Annotated in this window: 10 protein-coding genes; 6 read left to right on the top strand and 4 right to left on the bottom strand. The window is 74.5% G+C overall.

Going from position 1 to position 13,518, the window contains the following annotated elements; all coding sequences use genetic code 11:
* The first annotated feature begins 175 nt into the window (after positions 1–175).
* Both NDAS_RS02360 and NDAS_RS02365 read left to right on the top strand, forming a co-directional pair.
* Positions 176–823, top strand: a complete 648-nt coding sequence (locus NDAS_RS02360; protein WP_013151519.1) for a DUF6230 family protein — start codon at positions 176–178, stop codon at positions 821–823.
* Positions 824–827: 4 nt separating this feature from the next.
* Positions 828–2,318 (top strand): DUF6114 domain-containing protein, encoded by a 1,491-nt coding sequence (locus tag NDAS_RS02365; protein WP_013151520.1) that lies wholly within the window; start codon positions 828–830, stop codon positions 2,316–2,318.
* 60 nt (positions 2,319–2,378) lie between these two features.
* On the opposite strand, the gene NDAS_RS02370 is transcribed toward NDAS_RS02365, so the two are convergent.
* A complete protein-coding gene (locus NDAS_RS02370; RefSeq protein WP_013151521.1) occupies positions 2,379–4,190 on the bottom strand; it encodes a UvrD-helicase domain-containing protein in 1,812 nt (603 codons plus the stop codon).
* Positions 4,191–5,069: 879 nt separating this feature from the next.
* Between NDAS_RS02370 and NDAS_RS02375 the strand changes: the two genes are divergently transcribed.
* From NDAS_RS02375 to NDAS_RS02385, 3 genes are all read left to right on the top strand, one after another.
* Complete coding sequence (locus NDAS_RS02375) at positions 5,070–5,681, top strand: DUF1707 SHOCT-like domain-containing protein (RefSeq protein WP_197724940.1); 612 nt, start codon at positions 5,070–5,072, stop codon at positions 5,679–5,681.
* A gap of 242 nt (positions 5,682–5,923) precedes the next feature.
* Positions 5,924–6,529, top strand: coding sequence for a SanA/YdcF family protein (locus NDAS_RS02380; RefSeq protein ID WP_013151523.1), 606 nt, complete (start codon positions 5,924–5,926; stop codon positions 6,527–6,529).
* Between the two features lie 251 nt (positions 6,530–6,780).
* On the top strand, positions 6,781–8,214 hold the full coding sequence (locus tag NDAS_RS02385) for a hypothetical protein (RefSeq protein WP_013151524.1): 1,434 nt from the start codon (positions 6,781–6,783) through the stop codon (positions 8,212–8,214).
* Positions 8,215–8,326: 112 nt separating this feature from the next.
* Here NDAS_RS02385 and NDAS_RS02390 read toward each other — a convergent pair whose 3' ends face one another.
* On the bottom strand, positions 8,327–9,166 hold the full coding sequence (locus tag NDAS_RS02390) for a SanA/YdcF family protein (RefSeq protein ID WP_041552244.1): 840 nt from the start codon (positions 9,164–9,166) through the stop codon (positions 8,327–8,329).
* Between the two features lie 281 nt (positions 9,167–9,447).
* On the opposite strand from NDAS_RS02390, the gene NDAS_RS02400 reads away from it, so the two are divergent.
* Entirely contained in the window at positions 9,448–11,016 is a 1,569-nt protein-coding gene (locus NDAS_RS02400) for a DUF885 family protein (RefSeq protein WP_013151527.1), read from the top strand.
* A 261-nt stretch (positions 11,017–11,277) separates the two neighbouring features.
* On the opposite strand, the gene NDAS_RS02405 is transcribed toward NDAS_RS02400, so the two are convergent.
* Both NDAS_RS02405 and NDAS_RS02410 read right to left on the bottom strand, forming a co-directional pair.
* Positions 11,278–12,315 (bottom strand): N-acetylmuramic acid 6-phosphate etherase, encoded by a 1,038-nt coding sequence (locus NDAS_RS02405; RefSeq protein ID WP_041552246.1) that lies wholly within the window; start codon positions 12,313–12,315, stop codon positions 11,278–11,280.
* Between the two features lie 81 nt (positions 12,316–12,396).
* Complete coding sequence (locus NDAS_RS02410; RefSeq protein WP_013151529.1) at positions 12,397–13,380, bottom strand: MurR/RpiR family transcriptional regulator; 984 nt, start codon at positions 13,378–13,380, stop codon at positions 12,397–12,399.
* Between the last annotated feature and the right edge of the window lie 138 nt (positions 13,381–13,518).

Genomic DNA, 13,518 nt, shown 5'->3' on the forward strand with positions numbered 1-13,518 from the left:
GCGCCGGATACGGGTCCGCAACATTGAATGCGCCATCTAGAAATGTGACAACAACTATTGTAATGTTCGTCACTACCGCCGAGTAGGGTGTGTTCCATGTAACACACGTGGCGTGCCTCGGCGCAAGTTCGGCTCCCCCTCGCCGCCCACGGGCGGCGGAACACTGGAGGTACTCATGCCCAAGGCTTCCGGCGAGGCGTCCGAGGCGCCTCAGGACGCGCCTGAGCAGCACGAAGCCGGTGGCGGGACGCGCTGGCGCAGGTTCGCCCTCGTGGCCGTCCCCGGGTTCGCGGCCGCCGCGGTCCTCGGAGGCATGACCACCCAGGGCCTGCTCGCCGCCTCCTTCGCGGTGTCCGGGGACAGTTTCAAGATGTCCGCCGACCAGCTCGTCGGCACCGGCTTCACCCAGTACGGCGACGCCGCCACCTCCGTCGACGGCTCCTCCCGCCCGGTCGGCCTGTCCTCGGTCGGCTCCGCCGAACTGACCAACCTGTGCATGTCCTCCCTGTGGGACCTGCCCATCGGCCAGGCCACCCTCGTCATCACCGCGGGCGAGTCCACCCCCGTCCAGGGCACCAACCTCGTCCTCGACATCGAGCAGCTCCAGGGCGACGCCGAGTTCGGCTCCATCGAGATCGGCCGCGACGCCAGCACGCTGGACCGGGCCGAGGGCGGCCAGGGACCGGCGGGCGGCTTCGGCCTCCAGTCCCAGAACATCACCGTCTCCGACATGGAGCTGACCACCTGGGCGGTCACCTCCGGATCCCTGAAGCTGTCCGGTCTGAGCCTGGCCGTCCGGCCCGGCGAGCACGAGTGCTTCTGATCCCATGGCCCACGCACTGACCCTGCTCCGCGGGGGCCGGGCGCGCCTGCGCGACTGGCGGCGCGGCCGCCCGTTCTGGGGCGGGCTCCTCCTCGTCATCGCCGGAGTCGAGCTGCTGGTCGCACCGGCCGCGCAGAGCCTGATCCTGCCCATCGACCTGATCGCCTACACCGGTATCGCCGGTGTGTCGGGTCCGCTCATCGCGGTACTGCTGATCACCCTGGGAGCGCTGAGCTGGTTCCAGCCCGCGCAGCACCTCTTCTTCGGGGTGGTCGGGCTCATGCTCGCCCTGGTGTCCTTCGTGACCTCCAACTTCGGCGGCTTCGTCATCGGGATGCTGCTCGGCATCGTCGGCGGCTCCCTCGTCTTCGCGTGGGCGCCCCGCGTGGTCCGCCGCCGAAGGCGCGGCCGGGGACGCCGACGGGTCGCGGACGCCGACGCCGCCGGTCCAGGGGTGTCTGCCGGGGCCCCTCCAGGGGCCGCCGTCCCCCGAGGCCCCGAAGCGCCCGACGGGACCGGTGGGCGCGCGGCCGGGGAGGAACCCCCGACCGCCGTCCCCGCCGAGACCGCGCCCGACGCGGGCGTTCCCGGGACCCCTCCCGGCAGGGACACCGGTTCCGCGACACCCGACGGGTCCGTCAGCGCCCCCCGGCCTCCGTCCCGGCCGCTGGCCGCGCTCGCCCTGCCCCTGGCACTGGCCGTGACCCTGGTCGGCGCCGCCGCGCCCGCCGACTGGCCCTGGGACTGGTTCCTGCCCCCGGGCGAGGAGGAGGAGCAGCCCTCGCCCTCCCCCTCCCCCTCGGACGAGCCCTCGGCGAGTCCCACCGACCGGCCCACCCCGCCGGGGCCCGGGCCCGGCGCGGGCGAGGGGGACGGTCCGGACGAGCGGCCCGAGGACGGGGAGACCGAGGAGGAGCCGGAGGAGGACGGTCGGGACCGGGAGGCGAACCCGGACGAGTGCGAGATGGGCACCGGTGAGTCCGCCCTGGCGGGGTCAGAGGAGGAGTTCCTGGACGCCGTCCGCGCCTGCCAGGCGGCCCAGGACGCGGGGGAGCTGCCCGAGGTTCCGCTGGAGGAGGCCCACGACTGCTCCACCGGCTCGGTCCGCGCCTCCGGCCTGACCGCCGACCGGCTGACGATGAGCGGCGCCCGCTACGACGGCGTGGTGGAGTGCCCCACCCTCGACGGCCCCCGCAGGTACATCCGGCTGACCATGAGCCGGGCCGACTTCGTCAACGCCGAACTGTGGTTCGAGGACGCCGGAACCCGGATGAGCCTGGGCCTGCCCACCATGGTCATGGACGGGTCCGTCCAGATGCACATCACCCGCATGCACGTGCGCATCCTGGGGATCCCGCTCACCTTCACACCGGACTTCCCGCCCCCGCTGCTGCTGCCGTACATGATCGTCACCGACGTGGACGTGGACGACCCGCTGGCCAGCACCGACGTCATGAACATCCCCGACCTCAACGGCCGCTACGGCGGCGCCTGACCGCGCCGCCGCACACGGGGGCGGGGGCGCCGCCTCCGCGACGCCCGCGCCCCCGCCCCGTCACAGACCGGGGTCGATCAGACGGCTGGCCCGGCCCACGTGCGACACGTACAGCGCGTCACGGGCCCGGGTGCAGGCCACGAACAGCAGCGTCCGCTCCTGCTGGAAGGCGTGCTCCAGCGCCACCTGGTCGCCGTCGGCGGCCTCGATCGCGGCCTTGGGCGGCAGCAGGTGGTCGCTGACGCCGATCAGCGCCACGCACCGGAACTCCTGGCCCTTGAGCCGGTGCATCGTCCCCACGCGCACCGCCTCGGCGGCGCCGCTGTCCTCCAGCTGGGCGGTGGGAACGCCCCTGGCCTCCAGCTCCTTGGCGATGCCGCGCACGATCCACTGGTTGCGCCCGGCCACCGCGATCTCCGCCGGGTTGACCCCGGCCTCCAGCCACACCCGCACCCAGTCGCCCAGCGCGGTGAGCTCCTCGGCGCGGTCCTCGCAGCCGCGCACCACCGGCGCCGGACCGCGCAGCAGCGAGCGGTACCCGGCCAGGGTGTCGGCGTTGTCGTCCATGCCCAGGGCCGCACGGCGGTCCAGGATCGGCATGCTCCAGTCCAGGATCTCCTGGGTCACCCGGTAGCTCACCCGCAGCCGCTGGCCGCGCCCGCGCACGTTGATGCCGAGCGAGGCCAGCGACACCCGGTTGTCGGACACCCGCTGGTGCGGGTCACCGACGATGAACAGGTCGTCCGGCCCCTCCGGGACGGCGGCGCGCAGCATCCGCCACTGGGCCGGGTGCAGGTCCTGGGCCTCGTCGACCACGGCGTGCCGGAACAGCGGCTCGCGGCGGCCCAGGATCCGCGCGGCCTCGGCGGCCAGCTGGGGGTAGGACCACATCCCCTCCACCCTCATGGCGCCGACGTAGCGCCGCACGGTCTCCCACACCTGGCGGCGGTGCTCGGGCGCCAGGTGCTGCACCCGCCCGCTGCGCTCGCAGCGGATGTAGTCGGGCAGCAGCTCCAGGCCCTTGGCGAGGATCACCTGCTCCCACTCGTCCACCAGGAAGCGGCCGGAGAAGGGCAGGCCGTCGGCCACCGCCACCGCGCGCCAGCGCCGGGCCAGCTCGTCCTTGCCGACCATGCGGGGCGCCACGCTGGTGTGGGTCTGCACGACGGAGCGGGCGAGGCTGTCGATGGTGGCCACGCGCACGCGGGCGCGTACGGCGGGGTCGGGCAGCAGCTGGTCCATCCGCTCGGCCAGGGACTGCGCCAGCGCCCGGTTGTAGGTGGTCAGGAGCACCGACTCGCGGGTGTCCTCGGGGCGGGCGGCGGCGTCGCGCTCGGCCAGGTAGGCGGCGCGGTGCAGCGCGATCACGGTCTTGCCGGTCCCCGGGCCGCCGGTGACCTGCGTGGACCCGTTGTAGTGCGCCTCGGTGATCCGGTGCTGGTCGGGGTGCAGGGTCAGCTGCCACTGGTCGAAGGGGGCCCTCAGGGCCCCGGCCAGCTCGGGCGGGCCGCTGGGCGTGGGGTCGGCCTCGGCGGGGTCGATCCCGGCCGACACCTCGGGGCGCAGGTCGCGCGCGAAGCGCAGGGCCTCGTCGCGCGGGCGCACGGTGACCAGGCGGTAGTGGGTGCCGTCGGCGAGGCCGCCGTCACCGGTCCGGCCGTGGCCCGCGGCGTCGGGGACGACGACGCCGGACCAGTCGGGGGCGATGCTGACGACCCGGACGCCCGGGTCGGCGGCGCCCGCGACGGACTCCAGGTCGGGCTCGTCGCCGACCTGGCAGGCGCGCATCACGGCCAGGGTGTTGAGCTGGACGTCGGGCGTGAGGCGGGTGAAGTCGCTGAGAAACGTCGGGGCGATCGCGAGGGCGGACACGTCGTGGTTTCCTCCGGTCTTCGACCAAGGTGGTGTCTGTGGTGCTCGGGGAGGTCGGAGCGGATGGTCTGGCCTGGGAGAACGGCCTGTGCGGCCGCGGCTCCCATAGGAAGGATGCTCGCCGCGCAATTCCGGCAAACGCCGCTCCCGACGCGTTTCCCGCCGGGTTTCGGAGGCGCTGGTGCCTTTGTGTTATGCCTGTTCGGAGGGGTGTTTGCGGAGGTGTGTTCGAGAGGTGCGCGAAGGTTTTCCGGGACGGCCGGGCGCGGCTCGCGTGACCTGCGGTTCTCCGGCCGGATGCTATGTCCGTAACAGGGGTTATGTATCTGACCGAAATCCGCTCGGCGGCAGGGTCGGGTGGCGGAAGAGTCCCTGTTCCGCGTGGGCACAGCGGGGAGTGCGAGGAAGCCCCGACCGAGCGCGGAGGGTGGGACCGAAAACCGGAAGGGGAGGGAGGGGAGCGCCGGGCCCGTACGGCGGGCCGCGCGGCGGGGGAGCGGTTCACGGGGTGGCCGGTTGCGGACACGCGCTGTGCAGACGCGCGCCGACGCGAGATCGTGTACCAGGGGGAGGCAGGAACCACGTGTGGTTCAGGACTCTGCCGGGGTCCGTCCTACCCCGGCAGAGTCCTCAACCACCCTAGAGAAGCGGTACCCAGTCCCCGACATCCCCAAAGCGCGCCGGGCCGCGAACCTGCGGTGATCGGGGACGCGGGTGCCGGTCGCGACCCCGCGGCCGCTCCCGCCCGTGTGAGGGGCCGGTCCGCGGCGGCGCCGGTTCCGCACCGCGCTCCTTTCCGCCCATGCTCTACCGTGGTGGTGACAAAAGGAGCGGGAAAGGACCGGGCGAGCGACAGTGGCCTCCAATGACATGAGTCGGATGCGTGTCTCCGACGCGGAGAGGGACCAGGTGGCGGAGGTCCTGCGGGAGGCGGCGGCACAGGGGCGCATCACCCTCGACGAACTCGACGAACGGCTCAACGCCGTCTACGCGGCCAAGACCTACGCCGACCTCGAACCGGTCACCGCCGACCTGCCGACGGGCGCCGAGACGCTGCCGGGCGCCGTCGCGCGGCCGGTGGAGGGCGTCCTCCCGGAGCGCCACGACGGCGGCGACGCCCTCGTCATCCGCTCCCAGGGCGGTGGCCCCGTCATCCGCAGGGGCGCGTGGCAGGTGCCGCGCCGCGTCGAGGTGCACAACAAGTACGGCCTCACCCGGCTCGACTTCCGCGAGGCCTCCCTGACCAGCGCCGTCGTCGAGGTCCACGTGGACGCCTCCTGGGGGAACGGCACCGTGATCCTGCCCGAGGGCGCCACCGCCGAGGTGGAGGCGGACGCCTCCTGGTTCGGCACACTGCGCAACAGCACCGACTCCCTGCGCCGGGCGTCCGCCCCGCACTTCGTCATCACCGGTTCCTGCCAGGGCGGCTCCCTGACGGTTCGGTACAAGCGGCCCTTCTCCTGGGGCGGCCTGGCGGGTCTGGGGAGCTGAGCCCGGGATCCCGCGCGGGGGCGGCAGGCCTTCGCGAGCGGGAACCGGTCCCGTGCGCGGCCGGTCCCGGGCGTCCCGGGGGCGGCAGGCCCGGCACGGAGGGTTCCGACGCGTCCCGGTTTTCGGCCCCCCGCACGGGTCCGTGCGCCTTCGTCCGGATACCGGGCCTCCGCCGGTGCGCCATGATGGGTGCGGCGCGCGGCCCCGCGCACGCGCGCCGGACGACGGAGAGGGGCGGCAGGGTGGGCTTGTGGATCGCGGCGGTCGGAGCGGGCGCGTGCGCCCTGGCACTGGGCCCCTACGCCTGGACCTTCCTGGGCAGCGCCGGGCGCCGCGGGGAGGTCGACACCGTCCCGCACCGGCCCGTGGCCGTGGTCCTGGGGGCCGCCGCCTGGAACGACGGACCCTCACCGCTGCTCGCCCGCCGCCTGGACCTGGCCGTGCGCCTGTACGAGAACGGCCGGGTCGAACGGATCATCGTCTCCGGCGACAACCGCGAGGTGTCGCGCCGCGAGACCGACACCATGACCGCGTACCTGGTCGCGCAGGGCGTGCCAGCCGACCGGATCGACGCCGACCGCCACGGCTACCGCACGTGGGACACCTGTGTGCGGGTGCGCGACCTGTTCGGGGTGCGCGAGGCGACCATGGTCACCCAGTCCTTCCACCTGCCCCGCACGGTCGCCCTCGCCCGCGCCGCGGGGATCGACGCGGTCGGGGTGGGCGACTCCAGCATGGGCGCCCGCCGCCGCTCCACCGTGATCGGCTACGCCCGTGAGGTCGCCGCCGCGGTCAAGGCCCTGCGCGACGCCGTGCTGCGCCCGGCGCCCGCCCGGAGCGAGCTCTAGCGGCCCCCGCCCGGACTGAGTCCCGGCGGGTCCCGCCCGGACCCGCCCCGTCGCACCGCCCCGGTCGTCCACAGGCGTGAACCGCCTCTGGTGCCGCCGCGCGGCGCGGGCCTAGCGTGGTAACAGGGGGGTCCCCGGGCTCCTCCGCTTCGTGCTGCCCGCCCCCGGCCTCGGGGTTCGGCGCCGTCGCACCGTCCCGGTTGTCCACAGGTGGATTCGCGCGTACCGGCTCAGGCGGGATAATCGGCACCATGAACGCGACCACCGACCCACACGACGGCGCGGAGAACGTGGACTGGGCGACCCTGGCCCCCGAGGGCGGCGCTCGCATCCCCGAGCTCCTCGGCCAGCTCGCCGGGAGCGACAGCGCGCTCTCCGAACTCCACGACATCATCCACTTCCCCGCGCCCGGACACCTCGCCGCACCCAAGGCGGTCGACTTCCTGGTCGACCTCGCCTGCGCCGAGTCCACCCCGGCCACCGACCGCTGGCGTCCCCTCAGCCTGCTCCTGGAGCTGGTGGCCGGGCACGCCGAGGACCGCTTCCCCGAGACCCGCGACCTGGACCAGTGGCGCGACGAGGTGGCCTGGGCGGCCTCCAACGACGCCGAGAAGGTCCGCCAGCAGTACCGCGACTGGGCCGAGGAGGCCCCGGACGAGCAGCACTACCACCGCATGCGCAACCGGCTCGCCGTGATGGAGCAGCCCGACGGCGCCGCGATCCTCCAGGCCGAGCTGGACACCTACGAGGCCGTCCGCGCCCGCGTCCCCGACCTGGTAGCACTGCTCCACGGCGGCGCCAACCGCGGCGGCATGGACCGCGCGGGGGAGTGGGTGAGCTACCTGCTGGCCTTCCTGCCCGACGACGCCGAGCGCATCACCACCGAGATCACCGGAGCCTCCCAGGTCCTGCTCGCCAAGGACCTGCGCCCCGCCCCGCAGGCGCCCACGAGCCTGCGCGACGTGATGAACGCGCTGGACAGCGGCGGCGACCCGCTCCCCGCGGAACTGTTCGCCCTCGGCCTGCTGGCCAGCCCGAACGACATCGACGTCTCGGTCGGCCTCACCCACCAGATGGCGGGCGGGAACCTGTACAACTCCTTCGCCGCCTCGGTGGCGATGCTGCTCATCCACGGCGAGAAGACCCCGCGCGAGGCGCTGCGCCGCGTCGGCCGCGGCGGCGGCACCTCCATGGGCTACCAGGGCCTGTTCAACGAGTCCTGGCCGCACTGCGGCGGGCACTCCCCGCAGGTCCTGGGCTTCCTGGCCCTGGGCCGCGCGGGCGACCGCGCCCGCCGTCTGCGCCTGGACATCCTGCCCGGCCTGATCAATGGCGAGGAGGACTCGCGCGCCCTCGTGACGGGTGTCGGCCTCGAACTGGTGCTCGGCCCCCGCAGCAAGGGCCACACCGCCGAGGAGCACGCCGAGGCCGACTACGACGAGGAGACCCTCAAGGTCCTCTGGACGATCGCCGAACTGCCCGCCTCCGCCTGGGAGGACGAGGAGTTCACGCGGACCCTGAGCGCCTGGGCGCTGCCGGACAACGCCGAGGACTTCTGCGCGCTCGTGGGTGTGGAGTCCCAGCCCGAACCGGAGCCGGAGCGGGCCGCGGTCCCGCAGCCGCAGCAGCCCGCCGCCCCCCAGCCCGGCGGGCTGCTGGGGCGCCTCTTCGGCGGAGGACGGTAGGGCGCGCCCGGTCCACCGGCGCGGCGTAACCCCCGGCGCCGGTGGACCGACCGGTCGCGATCGCCCGCCGCGGCCCCGGGCCGTCGCGTACGGCTCCGGGGCCGGGGCGGCCTCAGCCGTCCGTCGGGCCCGGTTCGCGCTCCAGCGCCAGGGCCTCGTCCACAGCGGTCTCGTAGTCGCCCAGGAACGTCGGGTCGGGCCGCAGCACCACCGAGCCCAGCGCCGCCACCGCCGCCGGGACCTCACGGAACCACCCGTACACGGTGGCGAAGGTGCGCTCCTCCAGGCTGGAGTCGGCCACGCCCACCGCGTCGATGCCCGCCGAACGGCACAGCCGCACGGCGCGGGGCAGATGGAAGTCCTGTGTGACCACGGTGACCTCCCGCACTCCGAACACCTCGTGGGCCCGCACGCACGAGTCCCAGGTGGAGAACCCGGCGTAGTCGCCGACGATGTGCTCTCCCGGCACCCCGGCGTCCACCAGGTAGGCGCGCATCGTGTCGGTCTCGTTGTAGTGCTCGACGCTGTTGTCACCGGTCACCAGGACGACGTCGACCTTCCCGGCGAAGTAGAGGTCGGCCGCGGTGTCCAGCCGCCGGGCCAGCAGCAGACTGGGCCGCCCGTCGGGGCGCACACCGGCGCCCAGCACCAGCGCCACCGGGCGTTCCGGCACGGAGGCGGCTGTGTGGCGGTGGTCGGAGGTGGAGGAGAGCACCCACAGGAACGGCACGCAGCCCGCCACCATCGCGAACACGGCCAGCACGGCGAGGCGCCCCAGCCACGTCCGGCGTCCGCGGCGGCCAGCGGAGGCCCCTGCGCTCCCGGTGCCGGAGACGGCGTCGCCGGTGCCGCCCCCGGAGCCGCCGGAACCGGGGGAGGGTTGGTCACGGAGGACACCGGTGTCGTCGTCGGACGGGGGACTCTGGGATGTGGCGGGATCTGGGATCGTCACGCTTGGGAAGACGCCCGGCCCCGCTCCGGAGTTCCGGTGCGGCGCAAGTTCCGGTACGGCACAGCGGACCCGGCCGCTCCGGTGCGGACCGTCCGGTTGTGGCCGGGCTTCGCCCGGTTCGGGTTCGGCACGGCCCCGGTTCCGACCCGGCTCCGGCTCAGGCCCGCGAAGCGGTCGGCGTTCCGGTCCCGGTTTCCGGCCGGATCCATGCCCGGCTCGGGCCCGTTCCAGGGCCGCTGACCGTCTGTCCGCACGGCCCCCTCCGGGGCTAGAGTCGCCGCATGTCCTTCCAGCCACAGCACGAAGACCTGCCCGCGCGGCTCCGGCGCCTGGCCGACCTCAGGCCGAGGAACATGCGCGACGGCTCCGGCATGCACGAGTACGACGGCAAGGCCGCCGACCTGTCGCCCGAAGGGGTCCGGGAGGCCCTGGCCGGACTCGGCGGCGACCCCCTCGACGACCCGCACGACGAGGCCCACCTGGCCGCCTTCGAGAACGCCCTGCGCTACGAGCTGGGCGAACTCCAGCTGCACCGCGCCAACCCCCTCTACCACGTCAACGAACTCGACCTGTCGGGCTACGACCGCGCGTACGCGCCCCAGGCTGAGCGCGACGCCGCACGCGTCGCCCACCTGGCCGAGTGGCCGCGCGTGGTCGACAACGCGATCGCGGCCCTGGACCGGCTGCCCGCCCCCCTCGCCGAGTCCCTCCTCGGCGCCGTCCGGGGTGTGGCCGACGGTCTCCCCGAGGACGTGCCCGCCGACGTGCGCGACGCGGCCCTCGCAGCGCACGCGCGCCTGCTCGCCCACGTCGAGAAGGCGGTGCGGGAGGGTCCCCGCAGCGCCGGGCTCGGCGCCGGGCCGCTCGCCCGACTCATGGGCAGCGGTGAGGCCGTCGAGGTCGACCTCGCGGACCTGGCCGTCCGCGCCGACGCCGAACGCGACCGCCTGCGCGCGCGTCTGGCCGAGGCCGTCGGGCGCCTCGCGCCCGGTCGCGACACCATGGAGTTCGTCCGCGAGCTCACCCGCCAGCACCCCGACACCGACGGAGTCCTGGACGCCGCCCGCCGCTGGACGGAGCTGGCCGTGGCGTTCACCGCCGAACGCGGCCTGGCGCCCCACAACGACGGCGAGTGCCGCGTGGACGTCTCCCCGCCCTCCCAGCGCTGGGCCACCGCGATGATGGCGTGGTCGGGCCCGTGGGAGGCCGACACGCCCTCCTTCTACTTCATCACCCCGCCCGACGCCTCCTGGACCGCGGAGGAGGCCGACGAGTGGCTGGAGATGTTCAGCCACACCACCCTGCCCGCCGTGAGCGTGCACGAGGTGGCTCCCGGCCACTTCTCCCACGGCCGTGCGCTGCGCCGGGCGCCCGGGCCGGTGCGCCGCGCCCTGCACTCGATGACCTTCGCCGAGGGCTGGGCGCACTACGTTGAGGAGGTGTGCGTGGACGAGGGCTTCGGCGCCTACGCCGCCGAACGACTGGGCGACCCCGCCTGGACCGCCGACCACTACGAGACCGGGGTGTGGGTGGAGGCGCTCATCCGCGTCACCCGCCTGTCCGTGGCGATCGGCATGCACAGCGGCACCATGACCGTGGAGGAGGCGGCCGCCCGCTTCGCCGAGGACACGCCGCTCCAGGGGCCCGCGGCCCTGGCCGAGGCGCGCCGCGCCACCTTCGACCCCACCTACGGCCGCTACACCTGGGGAAAACTGGAGATCCTGCGGCTGAGGGAGCGGGCGCGCGAGCGCTGGGGCGACGGATTCACCCTTGAGCGCTTCCACCGGGCCCTGCTGGACCTGGGCTCCCCGCCGATCGGTCTGATCGGCACCGCGGTCGAACGCGGCTGAGCCGGAGGGCCGGGGCCGTCCACAGCCGCCAACAGGGGCTGGCGGGGCGGGCGGCGGCGCGGGACACTCGGATACGGGGGGACCAGCCCCTCCCACGGCGGCGCACGGCGCCCCCGGCATCGAGCCTACGCCGCCCGCCCCGCCCCGGGCCAGAGCGACCTTCGGCCTGTGGAAGACCCGCGCGGGCCCGGCCCGCGCGGGACTCAACTCGTGCGGGCCCGGCCCGCGCGGAGACAGCGGCCGTCCCGACCGCCCCGCCGCCTACTCCGGGGCGACCCGGCCCGGCAGGCCCAACCCGGCCAGCGCGGGGCGGACCCGGCCCCGGGCCTCGCCCAGGGCCCGGGCCGCCGTGTCCGCGTCCACGTCGGCCAACAGCGACACCAGCGCGACGCGGGTGTCGCCCCCGGCCGCGTTCAGCGCCCGCGCGCACACCCGCTCGTCCAACCCGGTGGCCTGCGTCAGGATGGTCACCACGCGGCCGCGCAGCTTGCCGTTGGTGGCGTCCACACCCACCATCAGGTTCGAGTACGTCCGCCCCATCCGCACCATCACCGCGGTGGAGAACGCGTTCAACGCCAGCTTCTGCGCCGTGCCCGCCTTCATCCGGGTGGACCCGGCGATCACCTCCGCGCCGGTGGCCATGCCCACGTGCACGTCCGCCTCCCGCGCCAGCGGCGCCTGCGGGTTCGCGCTGATCAGCACCGTCGCGGCCGAGCGCTCCCGGGCCGCCTCCAGCGCCCCGCCCACGTACGGGGTGCGCCCGCTGGCGGCCAGGCCCACGGCCAGCGACCCCGGGACGATCCCGGCGGCGTCGGCCCGGCCCGACTCCCAGTCGTCCTCGATCCCCTCCACGGCCCGCGCCAGGGCCTCCCCGCCGCCCGCGTGGTGGGCCACCACCCACGAGGCGGGCACGCCGTAGGTCGGCGGCAGTTCGGCGGCGTCCTGGGCCGCGATCCGCCCCGAGGTGCCCGCGCCGAAGTAGTGGATGGCCGCCCCGCTCTCCAGGGCGGCCACCCCCAGCTCCACGGCCCGCGCCAGTTCCGGCAGGACCGCGCCCACCGCGCCGGGGACCGTGACGTCCTCGGCGTTGATCTGTCGCAGCACGTCCAGCGCCGGGAGCAGGTCGATGTCGTGGGTACCGGAGTTGCGGGCCTCCGTGGGCGCGCGCACGATCACGGCCGCACCGCCCCCGTTCTCCCCGGAGGGCAGCGGGGCGCCGGCCTCCCGAGGGGCGTCCCCGCCTTCCGGCCGGGTTCCGCGCCCGTCGTCGTGCACAGCGCTCTCCTGTTCGGTCCGCACCGGTGCCGTTCCTTTCCCTCGTTCGACCGTCCCGCCTCCGCCGTCGGCCGGAGCCGGGCGGCGGAGGCGGGACGCGTACGGTCAGCCGTCGTTGTCGTCCGTGCTCCCGCCGGGGGCCTCGCCCCTGCGGCGTCTGCGGTCGTCGTTGATCCGCAGCCCCCGCACCGCCTCGAAGGTCGTCTCCAGCGCGGTGCGGCTGTCGGTGTAGCGGCTCTGCGCCAGGCCCACGAACAGGCAGTCCACCACGGTCAGCTGCGCGAGCCTGCTCGCGGTGGCCCCCGAGCGGAACGTGGTCTCGCGGGCCGCGGTGGTCAGCACGTGGTCGGCGAACCCGATCGGCGAGCGGGGGAAGTTGGTGACGGCGACGGTCCGGGCGCCGCGCCGCCCCGCCTCCGTGAGCGCCTGCACCGTGTCTATGGTCGTTCCGCTGTGGGAGATGCCGATCGCCACGTCGCGCTCGTCCAGCAGCGCCGCGCTGGTGAGCATCACGTGCGCGTCCGACCACGCGAACGAGGTGAGCCCGATCCGGTGCAGCTTCTGCTGGAGGTCGGCGCCGACGAACGCGCTCGCGCCCACCCCGTACACGTCGATGCGCCGCGCGCCCGCCATCGTGTCGATGACCGTGCGCAGCACCTCCACGTCCAGGGCGGCGCCGGTCTCCTCCACCGCGCGCGCGTCGGTGTAGGCGATCTTCTGCACCACCGTGACGAGGGTGTCGTCGGGATTGATGTCGCTGGACAGCTCCGGAGCCGCCCCGCGGGCGCCGCGCGCCTGACCGGCCTCGGTGGCCAGGGCCAGGCGCAGCTCCCGGTAGCCGCTGAAGTCGATGGTGCGGCAGAACCGGATCACGGTGGCCTCGGACGTGGCGCAGTCCTTGGCGAGCTGGGTGATGGAGGAGGCGGCGGCCCGCTCGGGGTCGTCGACGACGTGCTGCGCGACCCGTCGCTCCGCGGGCGCGAGGGAGGGCAGGAGCGACCGGATGCGCAGGACCGTCGTGGGGACGGACGGCGCGGAGACGTGTCCGCTCTCCGCCCGGCCGCCCGCAGGCTTCGGGATTTCCGCCATGGAGGAAAGTTTCTTTCGGTCGTGGTGAAGAGTCAACGAGGTGAGGGGAAAAAGCGGGAGAATCCAGGATTCCAAGGGACGGCCGCGGCGGCAAGTGCGGGGTGCGTGATTGCGATATCCCAGCTCAGGCGGCACCCT

It is taken from the genome of Nocardiopsis dassonvillei subsp. dassonvillei DSM 43111 (assembly GCF_000092985.1).
GTDB lineage: Bacteria > Actinomycetota > Actinomycetes > Streptosporangiales > Streptosporangiaceae > Nocardiopsis > Nocardiopsis dassonvillei.

Coding starts and splice junctions, on each gene's coding strand:
- NDAS_RS02360 (WP_013151519.1), top strand. CDS start 176: ATGCCCAAGGCTTCCGGCGAGGCGTCCGAGGCGCCTCAGGACGCGCCT.
- NDAS_RS02365 (WP_013151520.1), top strand. CDS start 828: ATGGCCCACGCACTGACCCTGCTCCGCGGGGGCCGGGCGCGCCTGCGC.
- NDAS_RS02375 (WP_197724940.1), top strand. CDS start 5,070: ATGCGTGTCTCCGACGCGGAGAGGGACCAGGTGGCGGAGGTCCTGCGG.
- NDAS_RS02385 (WP_013151524.1), top strand. CDS start 6,781: ATGAACGCGACCACCGACCCACACGACGGCGCGGAGAACGTGGACTGG.
- NDAS_RS02400 (WP_013151527.1), top strand. CDS start 9,448: ATGTCCTTCCAGCCACAGCACGAAGACCTGCCCGCGCGGCTCCGGCGC.
- NDAS_RS02410 (WP_013151529.1), bottom strand. CDS start 13,380: ATGGCGGAAATCCCGAAGCCTGCGGGCGGCCGGGCGGAGAGCGGACAC.